This is a genomic window from Eubacterium sp. 1001713B170207_170306_E7, from assembly GCF_015547515.1.
Classification (GTDB): domain Bacteria; phylum Bacillota; class Clostridia; order Eubacteriales; family Eubacteriaceae; genus Eubacterium.
Genome location: NZ_JADMVE010000005.1, coordinates 75,317 through 98,789 on the forward strand (window position 1 = coordinate 75,317; position 23,473 = coordinate 98,789).

Genomic DNA, 23,473 nt, shown 5'->3' on the forward strand with positions numbered 1-23,473 from the left:
TATAGATAAAATAATCCTATAGGAGAGGTAAAAAGATGAAAAAGAAAAACATCGCAATCGTCCTTCTGGCTGTGCTTACAGTCTTTTTGCTGTTCTTTGGCTGCGGCCGGAAAAACAGCACTCAGGCAGAAGCCAAGGTCTTTGACACCGCCGGGACCTACAGCGATTCAGCCACCTACGGCGATGTGCAGATCAAAGCGGATGGCGTTGTTTTAGAGAACGCGACCATCACCGGCACACTGACCATTGACAAAGCCGTCGGTGAGGGCACAGTTATGATCCGCAACAGCCGCATTTCCAAAGACACCGACATTGAAGGCGGCGGCGCAAATTCCGTCCATTTTGAAAAAACCGTTTTGAAGAAGATCAATGTCAACAAAAAAGACGTCCGAATTATCCTGGACAGGGAATCTGAAGCAGCAGAACTGAATGTTGCCCAGCCCGCAAAGCTGGAGCTCAGCGGACAGGTGAGCACACTGTCCATCGCCAAAAATGGAGAGGGCAGTACAATTGCCATCGCCAGGGAAGCCAAAGTCGAAAATGTCAAGCTGGACGGCAAAGCCGAAATGACTGTTGACAGCCCGCTTAAGACACTGGTCATCGGGGAAAATGCCAAAGACGCCAAACTCGACATCAACGCTAAGGTGGACAAGCTTGACGTAAACGCCAAATCAGAAATTCACCTTAACGGCGGCGCCGAAGTTGGAAAGCTGATCGTAACCGATAAAGCCAAAGACAGCACGGTAAACATCGCGAAGGACGCCAAAGTCGGCACATTGGCCACAGAAACCCCACTGAACCTTAACGGTGAGGGCATTGTCGAGAATGTCATTACCAACCGGGAAGAAAATATTCAGGGCAATATCACGCCCGCGAACGTTAAAGTTTCGGCCAATCCCATCGCCAAAAGCCCGAACGGAAACGACGTGAACAGTACAACGGATACCGCCAAAAACACAGACACCACTGGTACCCCGGCTGATAACACCAATACCAGCAACAGCAGCAGCAGCGACAACGGCAGCCGCAATAACAATAACACGTCCGGCAGCACCGGCACCGACAATGGCAATAATGGCGGCGGCCAGGTAAATCCACCAGCCCCGCAGCCCGAACCGGCACCACAGCCGACCCCAACGCCAACACCACGGCCGACGCCCGAACCGACACCCACGCCACAGCCGACACCCGAACCGACACCCACGCCACAGCCGACGCCCGAACCGACACCCACGCCCGCGGTGATTCACGTTACCGGTGTCACACTGGATCAAAGCCAGCTGAACATGACCGTTGGCGACAGTGCTGTACTCACCGCGAAGATCGCTCCGGATAACGCGACAGATAAGACCATCGCATGGTATGCTGAGGACAGCAAAATTGCGAGTGTTGACGGGAATGGAAAGGTCACAGCCCAGGCAGAAGGACAGACCAAGATTACCGTTGTGACAAAGGACGGGGACCACAAGGCTACCTGCACTGTTAACATCCATCAAAAAGAACCGGAAAGCATTCCGGTTGACAGCATTGCTATTCAGAAAACAGCCGACAGTATTGAGATCGGCAGCAGGCTGCCCTTAACCGTTACTGTCAAGCCGGACAACGTCACGAATAAAAACATTAAGTGGCGCAGTTCATCCGAAAATATCGCCACTGTCGATAAAGACGGCGTGGTTACCGCGAAGTCACCGGGTGACACAGTCATCATGGCCATCCCGGAAAATCCCGCTGACGCTTCCGTTATGGCAACCATCACACTCCGCGTGACCGCCCCCTTAAAAGATGTTACGATGAGCGGCAGCGGAAAAACCGTCACCGTCGGAGAAATTCTTTCCCTTACCGCGGTTAATCCAGAAGGCGCAGCATCCGATGTCCTGTTCAGCTGGAAAGCCGACGGCCAGGAGGTTGGAAACAGCATCACCTATACGGTTCGTGAGAGCGATATCGGAAAAAAACTTACCCTTACCGCAAGCGCAAAAGACGGAGGACACTATACCGGCAGTGTTACAAGCGAGGCCACCATGGCCGTTACCGCCAATAAAACTGCTTTAACCGCCGCCATCACCGCCGAAATTGGTGATAATCATCAAAATCCTGTCTATAAGTTAAAGGAAAGCGACTATAGGGCAAGCACCTGGAGCAACTATCAAGCAGCTGTCAACACCGCTGTCCGTGTGGAAGCGGACGCCCTGGCCTCAACCGACCAGGTGAGCGCCGCCCTCGGAGAAATGGCCGCCGCAAAGGCACAGTTAATCTTTGCCGGAGCCGATAAGCTAGCTGAAATGAAAAAAACAGCCGACGGCAAGCAGGAAAGCGATCACACCGCATCCAGCTGGCAGTCCTTCCAGGAGGCCTATGAAGCGGCAAAAACACTGCCCGAAACCACACAGGAAGAAATCGTGGCAAAAACAGAGGCTATCAGCAATGCAATGGTTAAGCTGGTCTTAAAAACCTCTGTCACCGCCGTTAACCTGACCATTGAAAGCAATCAGGCCGTTGTCGGGCATCAGGTCACAGCCACTACGGTTCCTGAAAATGCCACAGTAACATACTTATGGCTGAGAGGCGACGGCACCACCTTTGAGCCGATCCCCGGTGAAACCAGCGCGGTGTACACCCTGAGTGCGGCCGACATCGGCAAGGTCCTTCAACTGACCGTTACTGGAACCGGCGATTATAAGGACAGTCCAAGCACAAGGCTCAGCGGTATCTTAGATAATAAAGTAACCGGCGTAAGCCTGGATAAAAACACGCTGGAGCTAAAGGCTGGTGACACCCAGGCTTTAACCGCCACCGTTACACCAGATTACGCAGCAGACAAAACCATTACCTGGAGCAGCAGCAACGAAGCCGTGGCCACCGTAAATGCCGACGGTACGATAGAAGCAATTGGCAAAGGAACCGCAGACATTACCGTCACCACGACAGACGGCCAAAAAACCGCTACCTGTGTTCTGACTGTCAAGGAAGACATTGCCCAGATTGAATTGGATAAAACAACACCAAAGGTTTACGAAACCATCAGCGTGAAAAACGCCACAGACAACGATACTCAATATCAGTGGTTTGCCAGTGATACAAAAGACGGCACCTATACAAAAATTGACGGGGCTGACAAAGCGAGCTATACGGTAACCGCCAATGATATCGGCAAGTTCATTCAGGCAGAGGTAAGCAGTACCGATCCCAACATTGTCGGGATTTCAAAGGCTGTCACCACCTCCGCCGTAGCTGTGGGCGCCTGGGATGGCAGCAAAGTGGATACCACATGGTTTAACGCTGAAGAAACAAACTTTGAAATCAAAACCCCAGCCCAGCTGGCCGGTCTGGCAGCGCTGGTTAACGGCGATGCAAAAGACCAGAACAACAACGCTCTGGCACCCAACAATATGGCTGGCAAGACTTTTACACTGATAAATGATATTGATTTATCGGGCAAAAGCTGGACCGCCATTGGCAAAACAGCTATGGGCGAAGACATTTCAAAAAAAGATTACTATAGTCAAACCGCGGGCAAGGTAACCATCTGTTACTTCAACGGAACTTTTGACGGAGGCAATAAAGTAATATCAAATTTATCTCAGCCGGTTCAAAAAATGTGTTCTGTCGGCCTTTTTGGCAACGTGAGCAACGCAGCCATTAAAAACGTTCAGCTTCAAAACATCGATATCAACGGATACTACGGTGTTGGCGGAATTGTCGGCTTTGGCTACGACGCAGTATCAATCGAAAACTGTCATGTCCTTTCCGGTCAGATCAACGCAATGGACACAGGGGCCGCCGGCATCATCGGCGCTCTGGAACAAAAAGATCTTGAAAACGGCACTGTCAAAGTGCGTAATTGTAGTAACGCCGCCGATATTCTCTGGGCAGCTGATCAATTTAACACTCTCCCAGACGATGATGATACGCAATCCTATTTTAATCAGACAAGAGGATGGCATTTCGGGGGAATTTTTGGAACGATTGAGACCTATGAAAAATTAGCAATCGAAATTTCAGGCTGCACCAATACCGGTAGTATAAGCGGTACCGAACTGGCCGGAATCGGCTCATGGATAAAAGGCGCCGCTGGGTCAAAAGTTGAAAACTGTACGACAACAGGAATCCTTACCCAAAAGTCACCCGATTCAATAAATTCGAACAGCTCAGGAGCGGCAGGACTTATCCATATTGACAATAATCCCGAAAAAGTACAATACTCAGGTAATAAGGTCGACGGTACCATCGTTAAGACAGCCGGCTACCTATCGTCTGTTCTTTCAAGCGCCAAACTTGGTGATTTTATACAGACACCGGCTATTGAACTGACAGGCTCAATGAATCTGACAGGTAACGCGACCATACCGGAAGGCGTTGAACTGACCATCCCAGAAGGGCAGACACTGACCATTCCCGAAAATATAACATTAACCAACGAGGGCTCCATCATCAACAATGGAAAGATCATCAACACTGGAAGCATCGATCAAAAAGGGGCTTACAGCGGCAGTGGTACCATTGAAGGAAATAAGCTCTATCAATTAACCGTCAGCGGCACACAAATCACTAGCGAAAAAATCTATGACGGCACAACTCACTGCGCCGTAACCAAAGGGACTGTCAGCGGTATAAACACCCAAGATCAGGATAAACTGACCGTAACCGCCGAAGCTGTTTATGACAACGCAAACGCAGGCAATAACAAAACTGTTACGGTGTCTTATAAAGTCGAAGGTGATGCTGCGGCGCTTTACGCGGTTCCTGCGCCAGAAACCGTAAATAACGGAAAAATCACACAAAAAGAGCTTACAATTACAGGCCTTACCGCGCAGGACAAAACCTATGATGGAAAAACTGAAGTGACCTTAACCGGTACAGCGCAGTTGAATGGTTTGGTGGATGTAGATAAGAAAAACATCACGTTACAGGCAGACTCTCCTGCGGCAACGGTTGAGAATGCAGATGCGGGAGATAATAAAGCAGTTATTACAGGCTACTCTTTAGCCGGTGATGGCAATGCTAACTACACGCTTAAACAACCGGAAAACATAACCGTTACCATTAACAAAGCACCATTGACCGTAAAGGCAGACGACTATGAATTTGTTTACCATTCAGAATTTGTCGCCTACGCATATCATGGAACGATAGAGGGCTTTGTGAACAATGAAACTGCAATTTCAGCGAAAGATTATAAACCTCCAACATTTACTTGCGAAGGGCAAAGCGATGTGCCGAATGATCCTACTAATCCGGGTAAAATAACCGTAACCGCAGAAGTCGGAGCATATCCAATTGTGCCTTCAGGGGGAAGCGCGGCAAATTATGTGTTCAAGGCCTACACCAACGGAACGCTGACTGTAACGCCAGCGGAAAGCCCGGTGACTGACATCCAAATTAAAGCGGATAATGTCGTATACATCACCAGCCCCGTACAACCAACAGCAATTGTGTGGAATCAAGAGGCCGAAAACACATCCATAACCAAAGTGGACGGTATTGAAAACACCTATCAGATACCCGTCTCTTCTGTAATTCAAGGAACGACGGGTAACACCGCAACGGTGAAGATTGCCCCCAACTATCACGACAAGGTCTTTACTAATATTATCTATACCTGGGAGCCGGATACAAGCTGGTACACAGGTCATGAAAGCCAAACAGATTTTACAGTCAATAATGAGGCTGAACTTGCAGGTCTCGCCCAATTAGTGAACGATGGAACCACTGACTTCAGCGGTAAAACCGTTACCTTAAATAAACCAATAGACTTAACCGATAAGCGCTGGGTTGCCATTGGGAGAAACAGCGACAAACCATTCAAAGGAACCTTTAATGGTAACAGCCAATCCATTAAGAATATTACGAGCGATACAGACTTAGACAGTATCTCCGGCCTGTTTGGTTACAATGCAGGCACCATACAAAATGTTGTAATTGACTCTGGAACGATCGGCCATTTCCAAATTTATGGCGGCGCGATCGCGGGGTATAATACTAATACTGGCACAATCGAAAACTGCACGGTAGGCGCCGGAGTAACCGTCACTCAGCAAGAGGCAAAATTGGTTGACTCTGACCTCAAGCTTGGCGCAGGCGGTATCTGTGGAAACAATGACGGCAGCATTACAAAATGTTCCAGTGAAGCAACCGTCACGGGCGGGTGCGCAGGTGGTATTACAGGTTTTAGCTCTGGTGGGAAAATCTCCCAGTCTGTTAATCGGGGGACGATCAGCGGCATCGCCAGCGGCGGAATCATTGGGTACACACAAGGCGGCTCTTTGTCAGACAGCTATAACACAGGTGAAATCAAATATGGGGAGCCGACCCTATCAGACGAGTTAACCAACATAGGAATAGATATACTAAAACAAGTCTTAGGCGGTTTGGGCGGTATTGCTGGAAATACAAAGTCGATCAACATTTCATGCTGCCACAATCATGGAACCGTAAATGCTACAGATGAAGTGGTAAACGGCGGCATCATTGGTGTTGCTGATCATACTACGCTTAATGGTGTCTATTGTCTTGATAGTAATCCACAAAATGCAGTTGGAATCGGTGAAGATTCCATCAATAGTACTACTTCTCTTTATAGTGTATTAAGTGCTGATGCGTTTAAAATCCAAAATAATTTTGAATATTTGCAAAATAACAGTGAGAGCTCCTGGGATTTTTCGATTATATGGAACCTCAATAGCGATTATCCGGTTTTAAGCTGGGAATCCCCGACAAATTAGAGCGTTATTGTGTGGTTAGATTGAACAAGGCGGCCATGAAAACCTGATTTTAAACCCAAAGGCCGCTTTTTCAAAATAAAAGAAACGAGGTTTAGATTATGAAAACAAGACGTTTTGGTAAGAAAGTATTCGCTGCGTTTATTATAAGCGCGTTGCTCTGTATGGCAGTGCCTTTCGGCGCTTTGGCGGCAGGAACCGAACCGTTGGTCGACTCTGATGACAGTAACACCTACCTTATCAGTACACCAGCTCAACTGGAATGGGTCTCCGAGCAATCTGTAGGAACACCTGCAAACACCTTTGCAGGTAAGACCATTAAGCTTGTCGCGGACATTGACTTATCTTCATACTCAAGCTGGACACCGATCAAAGGCTTTGCCGGAACCTTTGATGGCAATGAAAAAACCATCAGTAACTTAAAAATTACCGGAAGCTCTGACAATGCCGGCCTCTTCGGAAATATTACCGGAAAGCCTGAATTTAAAGACGTAACAATCAGTGGCGCCAATATCACCGGTGGTTCGTATGTCGGCGGCCTAATCGGCAACGCATTTACCACCAAGGGAATCACAAACTGTCACGTTGTGGAATCCAGCATTACCGGCACGAATTTTGTAGGCGGTATTGCCGGTTCTGGTTATGTAAAAATAACCGACTGTACTGTTGAAGATACAACTGTCAAATCCTCAATTTCTGGTTTTAACAGAGACAGCGGAGATAACATAGGCGGCATTCTCGGCTTTGCCGGAGAAAACACCGGGTCCACAATTGTTAAAAACTGTAAGGCTGTTAACGTAAATGTCTCAGGAGTACGCAAAGTGGCCGGTATTGTGGGCACTGTGCTCTATGGCACTGAAATTACAAACTGTACGGTTCAGGGTGGAACGATCCAGGGGACGCTGCCTTTTAATATAGCGACTCTTACTGTCAGCACAGGCGGTATCGGCGGACAGCTGGTCGGAGGAAGCGATGAAGCGATTGTTATCACTAATTGTGTTGTCGATACAGCTACAATATTAAAACCTGCGAATAACAGCCGCGTCAACTGGCTTGTCGGAGATACAGAAACCCGATTAGGTTCAACCCCTTTTACAAGCACAAATAATCAATATATCTCCATCACCCAATAGAAATCAGGACAAAATATTAGAATTCTGTGCAATTTGTCTATGTTTTTTACCCCGTGCATTGGAAGAGATTCCAATGCACGGTTTTTTTCTTCCCTATACCTCCACATGCACAAATAACTGCTCGGGATACTCGATCACGCCCAGGCCCAGGTCTCTGGCGATGGCGGCCACCTCGGAGTAGTGGACGCCGGGGCAGTACAGGTCTGCGGCGCAGCCGGTCTTATGCTTTGAGTGCTCGATGCCGCCCACCTCACGGTTGCGCTGGGAACAGCGGACACCGGAGGTGATGACAACCGGGCGGCCCAGGCGGTTTCTCAGGTTTTCCACCTGAGCCAGCAGTGCCTGCTCCATGAGCTCAGGAAAACCGGCGCAGTACATGCCGCCGCAGTCACACTGGTATTCACTCATGGCAAAGTGTTCGCTGGCAGGGCTGTTTTTATAGGCCTCTGCCAGATGCCCCCGGGTGACAGGCCCCACAATGCCGTCTGCCTCAATACCTGTTTTTCGCTGAAAGGTTCTGACGGCCGTCTGGGTATTCGGGCCGTCCAGCCCATCGTGCTCCCCCGGGTCATAGCCCAGATGGGATAAAATTCTCTGTACCTCTAAAATGGTCATTTTTTCTCCTCTTCATCCTCTTTAAATGCCTGCAAAACGGTCTTAAGCTTATCGGGAATGGGAATAAATTCTGCGGCGTTTTCCACCAGTGAGATGCCTTCGTTGGAAATGTAGAAAAGCACCGTGATGTCCCGGATGGGCAGCTCAGCCGTTATGATCCGCTGGACCATGAAGGCGGCGCTGACCACCAGAAAAATCAACAGTTTTTTCAGTATTCCGTAAAAGCCCACCGCACTGGAAAGCTCATGCCTGTAAATTCCCTTGATAACGCCGGACACATAGTCCAGGCAGACTAAGACCGCAAGCACGGCCAGCAAATCATCAAGCCCTCCGAACAGAAAGGAGAGGGTGCCGCCGGCCACTGCGGCGGCGCCCCGGATGATTTCCTTCATTTTCTGTTTCCTAACCCAGGGCCACTTCGGTTTTGGTGGTATCAATGCGCACTGCGGATACCAGCGCGGCCAGCGGCTGGCCGTCCGGCTCAAAGATCCCCTCGTTCAGGATCCCGTTCGCGCCTTCTGCGATCTCAGTATCGGTGATCCCTTCCTTGTAATCCGGAATGGTCAAGGTATGGTTTTTGCCGTTGGCCAATTCATAAATCAACTGTAAATCTTTTGAAACATCTGCCATTTTTCTTTTCCTCCCTTATCCTTATGCAATGTCCATGAGCTCTTCGGCGATGACCTTGGTACAGGACTCACCAATGGGTTCCTGCATGTTTTTGATCCACTTATAGGTATTGTAAATGCCCTCATTGGTCGCGTCGCTTTTGACATCGTTGTAGGTTTTTGTTTTTTTCACGATTTTGCTGTCTTTTTCTCCGTAGTTTGAAACAATCTTCAAACCAATGCTTTTTACATTTGCTGTTACTGCCATTGTCAGCCTCCAAAAGTTTTTTTCAGGTCTGCGCGCTGCCTGTGATTTTAGTTTAAGGCCTGCCAGGGCTTTTTGCAAAGGGATTAAGAGGGCAGTTTTGCATTGACACACCCAGGATTAAGGCATAAAATATAGGTTACACGCATAATTATTCAAATTTTCAGACAGACGAGGGGGAAGGTCCATGCTGTTTAAATTTGTGATCTGTTTCATCGCTGGTATCGGCGCGGGGCTGGGCACAGGCTTTGCAGGCATGAGCGCGGCGGCGGTTATCAGTCCCATGCTCATCACCTTTCTGGGCATGCCGGCCTACGAGGCTGTGGGCATTGCTCTCGCCAGCGATGTTCTGGCAAGCGCGGTAAGCGCGTACACTTATGGTAAAAATAAAAATCTGGACATCAAAAACGGTCTGATCATGATGGCCGCTGTGCTGTGCTTTACACTGGTGGGCAGCTGGGTCTCCAGCCTTGTTCCCAGCACTGCCATGGGCGGCTTTTCGGTTTTCATGACGCTGCTGCTGGGCATTAAGTTCATTGTGAAGCCTGTAATGACTACCAAGGAATCCATGACGGACACAAGCCCGAAAAAACGGTTTGTACAGTCGGTGGTCTGCGGCACGGCCATTGGTTTTATCTGCGGCTTTGTGGGGGCGGGCGGCGGTATGATGATGCTGCTGATCCTGACCAGCGTACTGGGCTATGAGCTCAAAACAGCAGTGGGCACCAGCGTGTTTGTCATGGCCTTTACTGCCTTTACGGGCGCGGTCAGCCACTTTGCCATCGGCGGCGCGCCGGATGTCTGGAGTCTTGTTTTCTGTGTTTTATCCACTCTGCTCTGGGCCAGAATCGCGGCCAGGTTCGCCAATAAGGCCAGCCCGCTTGTCCTGAACCGCGCCACTGGCGTGGTGCTCTCGGTGCTGGGGATTTCCATTATTCTGGTAAACTTCTTAAAATAAAAAGAGCCGATACCCATGAGTTAAAACCTGTGGGTTATCGGCTCTTTTACCGTTTCAATAAATTGTCTGCCGTTTGCTCTGGATTTTCAACCGGATCATCTGGTCTTTACAGCCCCAGGCTGCCGATCCAGTCTCTGAGCTCTTTTTCACCCGCGTTCGCGTTGAAGCGCTTGCCGGCTTTCAGCTCTGCTCCCTTGCAGGAGGCCTTCAGCTCTGCGTTGGTATTACCCATTCCGCTGCTTCCGGAGGTAGCAAAGGGCACGATGGTCTTGCCCTCGAGGTTATACTGCTCCAAAAAGGTGTTGATGATGGTCGGGGCGACATACCACCAGATGGGGAAGCCCACAAAAACCACGTCATAGCTTTCCATATCGGCCACGCTGTTGGCAACGGCCGGGCGGAAGGTCTTGTCGTTCATCTCAATGCTGCTCCGGCTTTTTTTATTGGTCCAGTCCAGATCCGCGGTGGTATAGGGTGTTTCCGGCTGGATTTCGTGCAGGTCTCCGCCTGCTGCGGCCGCGAGTTTTTCTGCCAGTTTTGCGGTTACGCCGCTTGCTGAAAAGTATGCTACTAAAATTTTGCTCATATTCTGTTTTCTCCTTTTTCCTGTTTTGCGCCTTTGCCGCCCGGCGCCTGTTTAGAACGTCCGGGCGGCCTGACTGGCGATACTTTTATTATAGCGCGTATTTTTTAAATGTAAAATGCTTATATTGACTGACCAGCCATTCATTTTCTGCATAACAGCCGTTTTCCCGCGAGTTTCCTTAAAACCGGATAGGACTTTACAGGCTTTGTTCTTCAGCCGCCAGCGTTTCCTGAAGCACCTTTAAGAATTTCTCGGCTGCTTTAGAAAAGACCTGGTATTTTTTCCACACAATATCCAGCCGGGCCTCCATTGGGGGCTCCAGCGGCTTAAAGCAGAGGCTGCTGCCTTTGGTGTTCACCAGCTTGTCCAGGCACAGGGCACAGCCGATGCCCTCTTCTACCAGAATGGCCGCGTTGTAAATGAGATTATAGGTTGTAACGACCTCCAGACTCTCAGCGTTTCCGCCAAGCCAGCCGGACAGCTCGTTTTCGGTGAGGGACTGCCTTGAGCAGAGCAGGGGAATCCCCCTCAGATGCTCGGGCCGGATGTTTGGCAGGGCGGCCAGCGGGCTGTCCCTGCGCATGAGCAGCCCCCAGGTGTCAACGGCCGGAAGGCGCATATAATCATATTTTTTTATGTCCGCCGGCTCAATGAAAATACCAAAGTCCAGAAGTCCCTTGTCCAGACGCTCGGCGACATCGTCGGCGTTTCCGCTGAAGAGATGGTACCGGATATGGGGATAGTCTCTCTGCATTTTCCGGACCGCCCGGCCGATCAGGCGCATGGCGTCGGTCTCGCCGCCGCCAATGTACACATCGCCGCTGATTATCTCATCCGGTGCGCTGAAATCCGACTCGGTGCGGTTCACGAGATCGACAATCTCCTGGGCGCGCTTCCTTAAAAAAACGCCCTCATCTGTCAAAATGATCCTCCGGTTTCCCCGGATAAAAAGCTTTTTGCCAAGCTCCTCCTCCAGCTCCATCATCTGGCGGGACAGCGTGGGCTGCGTCACGTGGAGCGCTTCTGCTGCGCCGGATATGGTCTCCTCCCGCGCGACGGCCAGAAAATAGCGTAAAACCCTTACCTCCATAAAAACACCTCCTTATAGCTTCAGTATAGTGCGCCCAGATATGCTTGTCAAGTATGGAGGGATATAGACTATAAGTATTTGCTATTTCAAGCCAGGAGGCGATATAATAAAACCATCAAACCAACTGGAAAAGGAGTAACTCCATGAATCTCAAAGAATTTTTAGACCATCTGAACCGCGGCGAAACAATCACAGGCGGCTCCGAGGCTCATGCGTACATGCACAAGGTGAGCCAGGAAGCCCTGGAGATCACCAGCGAGCTCAACGGCCCTTACCATGAGCCCGAGGCGCTCCGGGCGCTGTTTTCAAAGCTCATCGGCAAGCCTGTGGATGAAAGCTTTGGCCTGTTCCCGCCCTTCTATACCGACTGCGGCAAAAACATCACCGTCGGGAAAAATGTCTTTATCAACAGCGGCTGCCGCTTTCAGGATCAGGGCGGCATTACCATCGGTGACGGGGCCTTGATCGGCCATAACGCTGTGCTGGCCACCCTGAACCATGATTTTGCGCCTGAAAAACGGCATGACATGCACCCCGCGCCGATCACAATCGGAAAAAACGTCTGGCTCGGGGCAAATGTCACGGTGGTCCCGGGTGTGACCATCGGGGATAACGCGGTGATCGCCGCCGGCGCTGTCGTGACAAAGGATGTTCCGGCCAACGCCGTCGCGGCCGGCGTACCCGCGAAAGTGCTGCGAAAGCTGGGCGAGTAACGGCCAGTATACCGCCTGACAGGCATTTCACCGAAAGGAGACCCCACATGCACTGCAAAAAGAAAAAACGCACCGTTCTGGCCCTGGCCGCCCTGCTGCTTTTTACCGCGGGCTGCCAGCGCGCCGAGGCTCCATCCTCTGGCAGCGCGGTAAGGCCAGACACCCCTTCCTCCCAAGCCGGGGAGGCCTTTGACCACGATTCTGTTTTCCCCCGGCACAGCCCATACGGCACCGGCGTCGGGGCCATGCCGGGCCGGGTATCCTGGGTTCATGACCCGGATTCGGTCACCTGGGACGGGGAGGGCTATTGGTGGCAGCCCGGACACTTTGATACCGACGCTGTCCAGACCATGGTGGATGACGGCATCGCCTCCCTGGCCGGCGAGACCAGCGTGGAGGCCGGCTGGCAGAAGCTGTTTACCGCCCACAATGCTGCCCGCGGCGAGAGCGGCGGCTACCAGCCCGGCCAGAAGCTCGCCATCAAGGCCAATATGAATGGCTCCGGGGCCTACGCCGACGATACCAGCGGTGAAACCCGGGAGAGCTACTGCAATCCCGTCCTGTTGAGGGCGCTGCTCACCTCGCTGGTCACCCAGGCCGGTGTATCCCCGGCGGACATTACGGTCTACGACGCCGGGCGTACCTTTCCGGATTATATGCGGGAGCTGTGCGGCTCCGGCGTCCTGGAGGGCGTCCGGTTCCAGTACCGCGATCTTCTCGGTGAAAATGACGCCGAAGCGGACTTAAGCGCCCCGGTGGTCTGGTCGACGCCGGTGAGCGGCGAGACCAACTACCTGCCCACCTGTGTGACTGAGGCCAGATACCTCATCAACCTGGCGAATCTGAAGGGCCATGTCTATGGTATTACCCTCTGCGCCAAAAACCATTTTGGTACCATCATGAACGCCAACCGTATGCGCGCCCCGGAGGCGGCGGGCATTCACCGCTACCTGACCGCCAGCCAGATGAACGCCTACACCGTGCTGGTGGACCTCATGGCCAATTACCAGACCGGCGAAAAAACCATGCTCTATATGCTGGACGCCCTCATCGCTGCGCCGGGCGAAAGCGTCGCCATTACCGGGGACAACTCGAAATGGCAGCAAGCGCCTTTTAACGGCAGCTACACAGCCAGCGTTTTTCTGTCACAGGACCCGGTGGCCATCGACTCGGTCGGCGCAGACTTTCTGATAAACGAACCCACCGTCACCGAAAGAAACAGCGCTCTGAGGGATAACCCCAATGTGGAAAACTACCTGCACGAGGCCGGTCTGGTAGCTGAAGCCCCCTCGGGCACTGTGTACCGCAACGGAAACGGCCAGCCCGTCACCAACCTCGGCGTCCACGAGCACTGGAACAACCCGGCGCAAAAGCAGTACAGCCGCAATCTGGGCCAGGACGAGGGCATTGAGCTTCTTCAAATCGAAAAATGACAGCGACGGCGCGAAGCCCTTTTTTCTTAAAAAATACTTTAGACGGCCGCGTCCGGTCCTTGACTTGAAGCGAACTCCAAGTGATAAAGTGTAGAAAGTTAATGCGCTAAAGCATTCAAACAGGAGGTATTCAAATGAAAAAATTACTGATTTTACTCGTCACCGGTATAACACTGCTGGCTCTGACGGCCTGCAGCAGCACCCCGGGCGGCCAGAACACGGCTGAAAGCACCCCCTCGCCCAGCGCGTCTTCGCAGGAGCAGGCGGACGCGGACGGCGGAAGCCGTGTGCTGATCGCCTATTTTACCCAGACCGGCAACACCGAAGCTGTGGCAAACAAAATCGCCGGCCTTACCGGCGGCACGCTTTTCCAGGTGGAAACCGCCGAGGCTTACCCTGAGGATTACGACGCCCTGACCGACCGGGCACAGCAGGAGCAGGATGAAAACGCGCGTCCGGCCCTTTCCACCCATGTGAATAACATGGGAAGCTACGATATTGTCTTTGTGGGCTACCCCATCTGGTGGGGCACCATGCCCATGGCAATGTCCACCTTCCTGGAAGAATATGACTTTTCCGGCAAAACCGTGATCCCCTTCTGCACCCACGGGGGCAGCGCACTGGGCAGCAGCGAGCAGGACATGGCCGCGCTCATTCCCGGTGCAGACCTGCGCGGCGGCCTCGCGGTCAGAAGCGGAGAGGCTGACACCTCGGACAGCGCGGTTCAGAGCTTTATCCAGGAGCTCGGCTTTGAATTCTAAGCCCGGGGCAGAGGATAGAGATGAAAACCAAAAGCATTTTTCTGCTCGCGGCGCTGCTGCTGTGTCCCGCGCTGGCCGGCTGTACCCCGCCGGACACACAGCCAGACAACAGCACCGAACCAGCGGCCCAATCACAAAATGAAGGAGAACGATCCCCCATGAATCCAAACACCAGTCATTCACCGGCTGTCTATATGACAACCGATATCACTTCTGAGGGCCTGATGGCCGTCTACGAAGCCCTGGAGGCTTCCCCGGACGGCAATATCGCGGTCAAGCTCTCCACCGGCGAGCCGGGCAGCAATTACCTGCGCACCGACCTGATCGGTGATCTCGTCCAAAGCCTGAACGGCACCATCGTGGAGTGCAACACCGCTTACGGCGGCGCCCGCGCCGGCACGGCCATGCACTACCAGGTGGCTGAGGACCACGGCTATACGGCCATCGCCGACGTGGACATTCTGGACGAAAACGGCTCGATGACCCTGCCGGTTACAGGCGGCCGTCACCTGAGTGAAAACTTTGTGGGCAAAAACTTTGAAAACTACACCGATTATGTGGTGCTCTCCCACTTTAAGGGACACGCCATGGCCGGTTACGGCGGAGCCATCAAAAATATTTCCATCGGCATCGCCTCGGCCGAGGGCAAGGCCCACATCCACAGCGGGGGCACTGGCGGCAGCATGTGGAGCGGCGACCAGGACGCTTTTCTCGAATCCATGGCGGAGGCCGGAAAATCCGTGACCGACGCCCTGGACGGGCGGCTGCTGTACATCAATGTCATGAACCGGCTTTCTGTGGACTGTGACTGCGACACCAGCCCTGCCGAGCCAGACATGCACGACATCGGTATTCTGGCCTCCTACGACCCTGTCGCCGTGGACCAGGCCTGTGTGGATCTGGTGTACAGCGCCCCGGACGGCCAGTCCCTGATCAACCGGATTGAGTCGCGCAACGGTCTGCTGACCCTGGCCCACGCCGAGGCCATTGGTCTCGGCAGCCGGAGCTATGAGCTCATCAGCCTTGATGCTTGAGACCCTGCAGCGTGAGGCTGTGTACCTCTGGTACTTTTTCAGTCTCCAGCTTTATCAGATTTTTCCCTACTGGGTGCTGGGCATGCTGCTCGGCTCCTTTATCTCCGTTTTTCTGAAAGACCCGATGCACCGCCTTTTCAGCACACTCGGAAAAATGGCGCCGGGCATACCCGGTATTCTGGCCGCCAGCGCGCTGGGCATTGCCTCACCGCTGTGCCTGTACGGAACTGTCCCCATTGCGGCCTCCTTTGCCAAAGGCGGCGTCCGGCAGGACTGGCTCGCGGCCTTTATGATGAGCTCTGTGCTGCTCAACCCCCAGCTCATCATCTACAGCGCGGCTCTGGGTCGGGCCGCCCTGGCCATACGCCTGGTGTCCTGCTTCCTCTGCGGCGCAGCTGCCGGGCTGCTTCTGCGCCGCTTCTATCCGGACAGGCCGTTTTTTAACTTCAGCGGATTTGACATGCCCAAAAGCCGGGATACTGACCCCGATATTTTGCGGCGTTTTCTCAAGAATCTCGGCCGGAACCTCCGGGCAACCGGGCCGTACTTTCTGCTCGGCATGGTGCTCTCCGCGCTGTTTCAGCGCTATGTTCCCCCTGAAATATTGACGCGGCTCTTTGGTGGCAGTGAGGCCCTCGGTGTGCTCATGGCCGCCACCATCGGCGTGCCGCTTTACGCCTGCGGCGGGGGCACCATCCCGCTTTTGCAGGCCTGGCTTTACGACGGCATGAGCCTGGGCAGCGCGGCGGCCTTTATGATCACCGGACCTGCCACCAAGATCACCAACCTCGGCGCGCTCAAGATCATCCTCGGCCTGCGGCGTTTTCTCATCTATCTTCTTTTTGTCATTTCCTGGGCCCTGCTGACCGGCCTGGTCGTCAATCAATTACTATAAAACCGGCGCCTCTTGAAAAGGGCGCCTTTCCTGTGCTATTATTTCAGATATAGAAAGGGGTGTCTCCATGGAACTTCGTGTATTAAGTTATTTTTTAATGGTGGCCCGTGAGGAAAACATCACCCGGGCAGCCAGCCTGCTCCACATCACCCAGCCCACCCTCTCCAGACAGCTCATGCAGCTGGAGGACGAGCTCGGCGTAAAGCTGTTCAGGCGCAGCAACCACAACATTGTCCTGACCGACGACGGCATGCTGCTGAAGCGCCGCGCCCAGGAAATCGTGTCGCTCTCCGAGAAAACCAAGCGGGAATTTCTTCACAAGGAGGAGCACCTCACCGGGGAGATCGCCATCGGGAGCGGTGAGCTGCACAGCACCCAGTTTCTTGCCGAGCTTATCACCGCCTTCCACGAGCAGTATCCCATGGTTCAGTTTCAGATCTACAGCGGAAACGCGGACAACATCAAGGAGCGCATCGAACAGGGCATCCTGGACCTTGGCCTCTTGCTGGAGCCTGTGGATATCCGGAAGTACGCGTTTATCCGCACGCCGCTCAGGGAAGAGTGGGGCGTTTTGATGCGCGAGGACTGCGCGCTTTCGTCAAAGGCGTTTATCTCCCCCCGGGATCTGGTCCATGTTCCGCTCATCGCGTCCAGGCGCGAGCTGGTTCAGAATGAGCTGGTCAACTGGTTCGGCGAGTATGCCGACCAGATCGAGATCGTCGCCTCCGGCAATTTGCAGTATAACCTGGCGGTCCTGGTACAGAAAAAGATGGGCGTCGCCTTTACCCTGAGGCTTGACAGCCATTATGACGGCCTCTGCTTTATTCCCGTCTTTCCCAAAATGGACTCCGGCTCGGTCATGGCCTGGAAAAAAACCCAGACCTTCTCACCCGCAACAGCGGCCTTCATTGATTTCACAAAGAAATACGTCAAAAGCATTGCCTGCAATGAAAAACAAGCATTAGACATACCTGAAAATACGCTATAAAATATAGGTGTTCCCGAAAGGGGCGCCTATTTTTGTTTTGTTTAAAACCATCACAGGGAAGGAGTGCGGAAATGACCATTGATGAAGCGAGCGAGCGATATAACATTCCCATCAAAATTCTGCGGGAATACGAGCGTTGGGGGCTGTGCGGCGAGGTAAAAAAAGTCATGGGCGCGTGGCAGTATGACGACACCGACATTGAGCGCCTGAGCATGATCATGACCCTGCATGACATCGGCTTTACCAACCAGGAGATCGAAGCGTACATGAAGCTGCTGCTGGAGGAGGAAAACTCCGAGGAGGCGCGCCTGCGCATGCTCAACGAAAAGCGCAGAACCGCGCTGGACGAGATCCACTTCAGGGAACAGCAGGTGAGCCGGCTGGACTACCTCCGGCATGAGATGAATAAAGGCAGACAGCGTTAAGCGGAAAATAAAAATTTAATTTAAAGGAGCACTGAAAATGAATCCAGAAAACAATCACCAGCCCGTCTTTCCATTGGGCGGGGCCAACGAGGCCTTTGCACCGTATTTTACAGGCCAGAGCTATCTGAATATGCTGACCACCCAGGGCGTTCCCATCGGAAACGTAACCTTTGAGCCGGGCTGCCGCAACAACTGGCACATCCACCAGGCTCGTCAGGGCGGCGGCCAGATCCTGCTCTGCACCGACGGCCGCGGCTGGTACCAGGAGTGGGGAAAGGAAGCCCGTGAGCTGCACCCCGGCGACGTGGTAGTCATCCCCGCCGGCGTCAAGCACTGGCACGGCGCGGCAAAGGACAGCTGGTTCACCCACCTGGCGGTGGAGGTCCCCGGCGAGGCCGCCTCAAACGAATGGCTTGAGCCCGTGGACGACGCCCACTACAGCACCCTTAAATAATGCGCGCGGCCATACCCGGCCGCTTCGGAAAAACTTTGAATAACAGAAGGAGTATCGAACATGACATATCTCGGAGAAAACATTAAAAAGCTGGGGTTTGGCCTGATGCGGCTGCCCCAGGAAAACGGCGTCATCGACGTGGAACAGGTAAAGGAAATGGTCGACCTGTATCTGACGGCCGGCTTCACCTATTTTGACACCGCCTGGGCCTACAATGGCAGCGAGGACGCCATCCGTCAGGCGCTGGTAGAGCGCTATCCCAGAGAAAAATACCAGCTGGCCACCAAAAACGCCGCATGGATCAACTGTAAAACCCGCGAGGAGGCCACGGCGCAGTTCGACACCTCGCTGCGGCAGACCGGGGCCGGCTACTTTGATTTTTACCTGCTGCACAACCTGGGTGAAGCCCGCACCCAGTATTTTGACGATTTTGACATGTGGAGCTGGATACAGGAGAAAAAACAGGAGGGTCTGATCCGGCACATTGGATTCTCGTTTCACTCGACACCAGAGGAGCTGGACGCCCTTCTGACCGCACACCCCGAAATGGAGTTTGTCCAGCTCCAGATCAACTACGCCGACTGGGAAAACCCGGCCGTCCAGTCCCGCGCATGCTACGAGACCGCGCGCAAGCACGGCAAGCCCGTCATCGTCATGGAGCCAGTAAAGGGCGGTATGCTGGCCACCCCGCCCGAGGCCGTGGAAGCCATTCTGAAAGCTGCTGAACCGGACGCCTCAGCCGCCTCCTGGGGCGTGCGCTTTGCGGCCGACCTGGAGGGTGTGATCACCGTGCTCTCCGGAATGAGCAGCGCCGGACAGGTGCGGGATAACGTGACCTGCATGAAAGATTTTACCGGCCTGAACGCCGAGCAGCGGGAAACCCTGGAAAAGGCGCGGAAGGCACTGGAGGCCATCCCGCTGATTCCCTGCACCACCTGCGACTACTGCGCAAAGGTCTGCCCGCAAAACATCGGAATCTCCGGTTCCTTCACCGCCATGAATTACCTGACCCTCTACGGCAATAAAGAGGCGGCCAAAAGCCAGGAAAACTGGCTGGTCGGCGGACACGGCAAATCCGCCGCCGCAGAGTGTATCCAGTGCGGCGAATGTGAGCAGGCGTGTCCGCAGCACATTGCCATCAGAGAGCATCTGGAACAGGTTTCCAAAACGCTGGCCGGCTGACCCGGCAGGAGGTTTAAAATGAATTTACACGAAACAGACCCGGAATTTATGGCGCGTTACGAGCACTTCGCTTTTGAGGAGGTGCCCGGCGAGGCGGGACAGCAGCTGGATCCGTCCACCCGGTATCTGGCCATCCTGTCCGCCCTCATGGGGTGCCAGGGCGTCGACGAATACCGCGAAATGCTGCCAGAGGCTCTGGAAGCCGGACTGACGCCGGTGATGGTAAAAGAAGCCGTCTACCAGTCCGTCGACTACCTGGGCATGGGGCGCAGCCTGCCGTTCCTGACCGCGACCAACGATATTCTGCTGGCGCGCGGCGTCCGGCTGCCGCTCGAGGGACAGGCCACTACCACCCTTGAGAACCGGTTGGAGAAAGGCGCGCAGGCACAGGCCGACATCTTTGGCGAAGGTATGAAAGACTTCTGGAAGGGCGGCCACATCAACCGCTGGCTCGCGGCAAACTGCTTCGGCGATTATTATACGCGAACCGGGCTGAACCTCGCCCAGAGAGAAATGATCACCTTTTGTTTTCTGGCCGCCCAGGGCGGCTGCGAACCACAGCTTACCTCACACGCCGCCGGAAACATGCGCCTTGGAAACAGTCCGGATTTCCTGATAAGGGTTGTGTCACAGTGCCTTCCCTACATTGGCTATCCCCGCAGCCTGAACGCCATCACCTGTGTCCAGAAAGCCGCCGAAGCCGCTGAATAACAGTATCTCAGTATAAATGCGTACTCCTGCCAATCCTGTAGGATACCGCTTTTTAACTTTACAAAAGGCCCTGTTTGAAATTGACAAACAGGGCCTTTACCTTTATCCTCTCAATTTTAAGCCGCTTCCAGCTCCGCCTCACCCGCCGGGGTGATGGCAAAGCCGATGGGCAGCCAGCCGCCGCCGGCAATGCCGTCAATATCATGGATGACCGGCATGGTCAGGCCCCGTCCTTCGTAGTAGTAGGGCAGGGGACCCGTGTACCGCCTCTGTATGCGGCCCTCCTCAACCAGCTGCGCCAGAGCCTCAAAGGCCTGCCGGCTCCAGCCCGACCAGAAATACACTGGCTTCTGGTTAAAGGCTTCAAACACCAGGCTGCAATCGCCGTGATAATCATACCCGTAGCGGTCGAAGTTACGTTCCATATCCGTAAAGGTCGCGCCGCCATTGCTGTGGTAACGGTGGATACACTTGAGCAGCTCCTCCTTCAGATTAAATTCCGGCTTCATAAAGTCCTCCAGAATTTCGTCAAACCACAGGCGGTAGGCTTCCTTTTCCGTAATATAGCGGGCAATGTCATTAACGATGGCCAGAGCCTCGTGACAGGGGACGCCCAGCACCTTCCGCATTTTTTTGGTGTCCGGCCCCACAGGCACCATCAGCATCCGCTGGGCCCTGCACAATCTCCGAACCAGCGCGTCATTGCATTTATAGCCAAAGCGCGCCGTAAAGTCCTTTGGAATAAAGTAGGCCTGACCCTCCTTTAAGGCAACAGTCTGAACGCCAAGCTCCGGATGCGTGTAGAATTTTGTTTTTTCTGAATACATGCTCATTTCCCCTTTTTCTCTTCACTCTTATTTTTCGATTCATTCTTTTTTTTTCAGTTCATTCTTCTTTTCATAATAACGCCGGTTTGTCCTGGCTGTTTCCATCTCCAGAGCATCCCGTATCTCCTCGTCTACCTGTCTGGCCGTTTCCCGGCTCATTCGGGCAAAACATTCTTCTTTCGGGATGATCCTGGCCAGGGCCCGGCAGTTATTGCCAAAGCGCTCGTCAAAATTTCCACAAAGTTTATAATCACATTTTTTCAAATTTACTCCTTTTATCGTTTTCAACCGCAAAGAAATAATCCGCTATTTTTTCGTGTTCAATGTTTAACAGCACCACCGCACGGTCAATCTCCTCCTTTCTGAACTGAGTCTCGTTCTCAATCCGACTGATCAAGACAGCTTCGCTCATCTGCATTTTAACAGCGAAAACACTTTTATCCCGAAAGACCTCCATCACTCTTTCCAATAATCTGTCGTAATTAAAACACATGACGCTCCTCAGATTTTCAAACTTTAATAAGTTTTATTATATAATAGCACATTTCTTTTTGAATTACAATAATAATTTAACTTTTTATAAAATTTTATTTTATTTAGTGTAATTTTAAAAAAAATAGCATATAATAAATGAAAAAGATCATCAGGAGAATTCTTTATGCGTGAGACCGTTGGCCAGCGTATCAAGCTGGCTTTAGAAATAAACCACATGCGGCAGAGCGACCTGTCGCGGAAAACCGGCATCAGCTCATCTTCCATTAACCAGTACATTTCCGGCAATTTTGAACCCAAGCAGCAAAATCTTTATTTGCTGGCAAAGGCCCTGAACGTCAACGAAGCCTGGCTCATGGGTTATGACGTCACCATTGAGCGCAGCCAGAATAACTCCCCGCTTATTACCGGGCAGGAGGTTGTTCTGCTGAAGTTTTACCGGCAGCTCAGCGCCGCCGGTAAACAGGAGGCCTTAAAAAGACTGGAGGAGCTCACAGAGCTCCAAAAATACCGGTGATACCGCCTTATCTTAAGACCACCTTTCCGCTTTTTCCTTCACTGACCTCACGATGGGCCTGGGCGGCCCGGCACAGGGGTAATTCCTTTCCGATGACTGTGTGCAGGCCGCTTTCCATGGCTGCTGACAGCGCATACAGGTTGGCGGTATAAGCTTTTTCTGGCATATTGCCAATATTCATCCCCATCACCACCGCGTCCTTTGTCATGGCGGCCCGCGGGTCAAATTCAATGGTTCCATGATTTCCAACAATGACCACCCGCCCATATTTTGCCAGAAGCTCCATATCCTTCATCAGATTGACATTCGCCACCATTTCAATAATAACGTTTGGTCCCTGCCCGCCGGTTTCCTGTTTTATCGCCTCTATATAATCCGGGCTGTTATGGTTAAAGGCCCGGTGTGCACCAAGCTTTTTAACCAGCGCCATCCCTTCAGGATTACCGGCTGTTCCCAGCACATAAGCCCCGGTCCTTCTGGCAAGCTGTACGGCCAGAGAGCCCACGCCGCCGCTGGCGCCGTGGATAAAAACCGTTTCGCCGGGCTTTAGCTTTGCCTTTGAGTACAGCGCATAGGTCGCCGCAAGGCCCGGTGTGCCGAGGGCGGCACCCTCCGAAAAAGAAAGGCTCTCGGGCAGAGGGCGCACCGCGCCGGCGTCACAGACCACATATTCCGCATAGGTCCCGGAATTATGCCGGGCCAGCGCTGCCGCCACAAATACCCGGTCTCCCTCTTTCAGACGCTCCACATCTTCGCCAACTGCGTCCACAATGCCCGCGCCGTCATTTCCGGGGGTGTAGGGGAGCGTCGGCAAAGCCGGATAATGCCCTGAGCGGATATAGGTCTCCACAGGGTTCACACCCACGGCTTCCATCTTCACGCGCACCTCGTGCGCTGCTGGAACCGGTGTTGCTGTTTCCTGATATTTTAATACTTCCTCATCACCAAAGGATGATACGATAATGGCTTTCATGATTACCTCCATCAGCAGCTTCCGCTGAAATTTCACGTTTTTAAAACAAACTGTTTTTTTATATATACCACAAAAACTCAGAAACAGACTTCCG

At 52.9% G+C, this 23,473-nt stretch carries 24 protein-coding genes; 14 read left to right on the top strand and 10 right to left on the bottom strand.

The annotated features are described in order from the left end of the window. The first annotated feature begins 35 nt into the window (after positions 1 to 35). Together I2B62_RS13140 and I2B62_RS13145 are read left to right on the top strand one after the other, a co-directional pair. The gene (locus tag I2B62_RS13140; RefSeq protein ID WP_195269531.1) at positions 36 to 6,722 is read left to right on the top strand and encodes an Ig-like domain-containing protein; all 6,687 of its coding nucleotides are present in this window, start codon (positions 36 to 38) and stop codon (positions 6,720 to 6,722) included. A gap of 98 nt (positions 6,723 to 6,820) precedes the next feature. Beyond that, the gene (locus I2B62_RS13145; protein ID WP_195269532.1) at positions 6,821 to 7,852 is read left to right on the top strand and encodes a GLUG motif-containing protein; all 1,032 of its coding nucleotides are present in this window, start codon (positions 6,821 to 6,823) and stop codon (positions 7,850 to 7,852) included. A gap of 93 nt (positions 7,853 to 7,945) precedes the next feature. Here the strand turns inward: I2B62_RS13145 and I2B62_RS13150 are convergent, their stop codons facing one another. The 4 genes from I2B62_RS13150 to I2B62_RS13165 are packed head-to-tail and all read right to left on the bottom strand — an operon-like array spanning position 7,946 to position 9,343. Next, positions 7,946 to 8,467 carry a D-Ala-D-Ala carboxypeptidase family metallohydrolase gene (locus I2B62_RS13150; RefSeq protein ID WP_195269533.1) on the bottom strand — a complete coding sequence of 174 codons (522 nt, stop codon included), beginning with the start codon at positions 8,465 to 8,467 and terminating at the stop codon, positions 7,946 to 7,948. After that, positions 8,464 to 8,859, bottom strand: a complete 396-nt coding sequence (locus tag I2B62_RS13155; protein ID WP_195269534.1) for a phage holin family protein — start codon at positions 8,857 to 8,859, stop codon at positions 8,464 to 8,466. Before I2B62_RS13155 ends, I2B62_RS13150 begins: the two co-directional genes overlap by 4 nt. Before the next feature lie 10 nt (positions 8,860 to 8,869). Continuing rightward, positions 8,870 to 9,097 carry a DUF2922 domain-containing protein gene (locus tag I2B62_RS13160; protein WP_195269535.1) on the bottom strand — a complete coding sequence of 76 codons (228 nt, stop codon included), beginning with the start codon at positions 9,095 to 9,097 and terminating at the stop codon, positions 8,870 to 8,872. A gap of 21 nt (positions 9,098 to 9,118) precedes the next feature. After that, positions 9,119 to 9,343, bottom strand: a complete 225-nt coding sequence (locus tag I2B62_RS13165) for a DUF1659 domain-containing protein (protein WP_195269536.1) — start codon at positions 9,341 to 9,343, stop codon at positions 9,119 to 9,121. 184 nt (positions 9,344 to 9,527) lie between these two features. Here I2B62_RS13165 and I2B62_RS13170 point away from each other — a divergent pair, with 184 nt between their 5' ends. Beyond that, the gene (locus I2B62_RS13170) at positions 9,528 to 10,298 is read left to right on the top strand and encodes a sulfite exporter TauE/SafE family protein (RefSeq protein WP_195269537.1); all 771 of its coding nucleotides are present in this window, start codon (positions 9,528 to 9,530) and stop codon (positions 10,296 to 10,298) included. A gap of 106 nt (positions 10,299 to 10,404) precedes the next feature. Here I2B62_RS13170 and I2B62_RS13175 read toward each other — a convergent pair whose 3' ends face one another. Further along, on the bottom strand, positions 10,405 to 10,884 hold the full coding sequence (locus tag I2B62_RS13175) for a flavodoxin (RefSeq protein ID WP_195269538.1): 480 nt from the start codon (positions 10,882 to 10,884) through the stop codon (positions 10,405 to 10,407). 196 nt (positions 10,885 to 11,080) lie between these two features. Then, positions 11,081 to 11,974: a LysR family transcriptional regulator gene (locus I2B62_RS13180; RefSeq protein WP_195269539.1), complete on the bottom strand. Its 894-nt coding sequence runs from the start codon at positions 11,972 to 11,974 to the stop codon at positions 11,081 to 11,083. Positions 11,975 to 12,117: 143 nt separating this feature from the next. On the opposite strand from I2B62_RS13180, the gene I2B62_RS13185 reads away from it, so the two are divergent. The 10 genes from I2B62_RS13185 (at position 12,118) to I2B62_RS13230 (ending at position 20,570) form a co-directional block, all read left to right on the top strand. Next, a complete protein-coding gene (locus I2B62_RS13185; RefSeq protein WP_195269540.1) occupies positions 12,118 to 12,687 on the top strand; it encodes a sugar O-acetyltransferase in 570 nt (189 codons plus the stop codon). A 47-nt stretch (positions 12,688 to 12,734) separates the two neighbouring features. Beyond that, entirely contained in the window at positions 12,735 to 14,120 is a 1,386-nt protein-coding gene (locus tag I2B62_RS13190) for a DUF362 domain-containing protein (protein WP_195269541.1), read from the top strand. A 134-nt stretch (positions 14,121 to 14,254) separates the two neighbouring features. Continuing rightward, complete coding sequence (locus tag I2B62_RS13195) at positions 14,255 to 14,881, top strand: flavodoxin (protein ID WP_195269542.1); 627 nt, start codon at positions 14,255 to 14,257, stop codon at positions 14,879 to 14,881. Between the two features lie 20 nt (positions 14,882 to 14,901). Next, the gene (locus I2B62_RS13200; protein WP_195269543.1) at positions 14,902 to 15,915 is read left to right on the top strand and encodes a DUF362 domain-containing protein; all 1,014 of its coding nucleotides are present in this window, start codon (positions 14,902 to 14,904) and stop codon (positions 15,913 to 15,915) included. Beyond that, the gene (locus I2B62_RS13205) at positions 15,890 to 16,810 is read left to right on the top strand and encodes a permease (RefSeq protein ID WP_347707821.1); all 921 of its coding nucleotides are present in this window, start codon (positions 15,890 to 15,892) and stop codon (positions 16,808 to 16,810) included. Before I2B62_RS13200 ends, I2B62_RS13205 begins: the two co-directional genes overlap by 26 nt. Before the next feature lie 67 nt (positions 16,811 to 16,877). Next, a complete protein-coding gene (locus I2B62_RS13210) occupies positions 16,878 to 17,798 on the top strand; it encodes a LysR family transcriptional regulator (protein WP_195269544.1) in 921 nt (306 codons plus the stop codon). Positions 17,799 to 17,869: 71 nt separating this feature from the next. Further along, positions 17,870 to 18,223 carry a helix-turn-helix domain-containing protein gene (locus I2B62_RS13215; RefSeq protein ID WP_195269545.1) on the top strand — a complete coding sequence of 118 codons (354 nt, stop codon included), beginning with the start codon at positions 17,870 to 17,872 and terminating at the stop codon, positions 18,221 to 18,223. A 37-nt stretch (positions 18,224 to 18,260) separates the two neighbouring features. Next, complete coding sequence (locus I2B62_RS13220) at positions 18,261 to 18,677, top strand: cupin domain-containing protein (RefSeq protein ID WP_195269546.1); 417 nt, start codon at positions 18,261 to 18,263, stop codon at positions 18,675 to 18,677. Between the two features lie 60 nt (positions 18,678 to 18,737). Further along, complete coding sequence (locus I2B62_RS13225; protein ID WP_195269547.1) at positions 18,738 to 19,859, top strand: aldo/keto reductase; 1,122 nt, start codon at positions 18,738 to 18,740, stop codon at positions 19,857 to 19,859. 18 nt (positions 19,860 to 19,877) lie between these two features. Then, on the top strand, positions 19,878 to 20,570 hold the full coding sequence (locus tag I2B62_RS13230; RefSeq protein WP_195269548.1) for a carboxymuconolactone decarboxylase family protein: 693 nt from the start codon (positions 19,878 to 19,880) through the stop codon (positions 20,568 to 20,570). Positions 20,571 to 20,686: 116 nt separating this feature from the next. Here I2B62_RS13230 and I2B62_RS13235 read toward each other — a convergent pair whose 3' ends face one another. Genes I2B62_RS13235 through I2B62_RS13245 form a run of 3 tightly spaced genes read right to left on the bottom strand, consistent with a single transcriptional unit; the run spans position 20,687 to position 21,890 of the window. After that, positions 20,687 to 21,397, bottom strand: a complete 711-nt coding sequence (locus I2B62_RS13235) for a hypothetical protein (RefSeq protein WP_195269549.1) — start codon at positions 21,395 to 21,397, stop codon at positions 20,687 to 20,689. A 39-nt stretch (positions 21,398 to 21,436) separates the two neighbouring features. Next, on the bottom strand, positions 21,437 to 21,661 hold the full coding sequence (locus I2B62_RS13240) for a hypothetical protein (protein ID WP_195269550.1): 225 nt from the start codon (positions 21,659 to 21,661) through the stop codon (positions 21,437 to 21,439). Further along, entirely contained in the window at positions 21,648 to 21,890 is a 243-nt protein-coding gene (locus I2B62_RS13245; RefSeq protein WP_195269551.1) for a DUF739 family protein, read from the bottom strand. Before I2B62_RS13245 ends, I2B62_RS13240 begins: the two co-directional genes overlap by 14 nt. Positions 21,891 to 22,055: 165 nt before the next feature. On the opposite strand from I2B62_RS13245, the gene I2B62_RS13250 reads away from it, so the two are divergent. Further along, positions 22,056 to 22,406, top strand: a complete 351-nt coding sequence (locus I2B62_RS13250) for a helix-turn-helix transcriptional regulator (protein WP_195269552.1) — start codon at positions 22,056 to 22,058, stop codon at positions 22,404 to 22,406. Positions 22,407 to 22,413: 7 nt separating this feature from the next. Here I2B62_RS13250 and I2B62_RS13255 read toward each other — a convergent pair whose 3' ends face one another. Further along, positions 22,414 to 23,379: an NADPH:quinone reductase gene (locus I2B62_RS13255; RefSeq protein WP_195269553.1), complete on the bottom strand. Its 966-nt coding sequence runs from the start codon at positions 23,377 to 23,379 to the stop codon at positions 22,414 to 22,416. Positions 23,380 to 23,473: the final 94 nt, after the last annotated feature.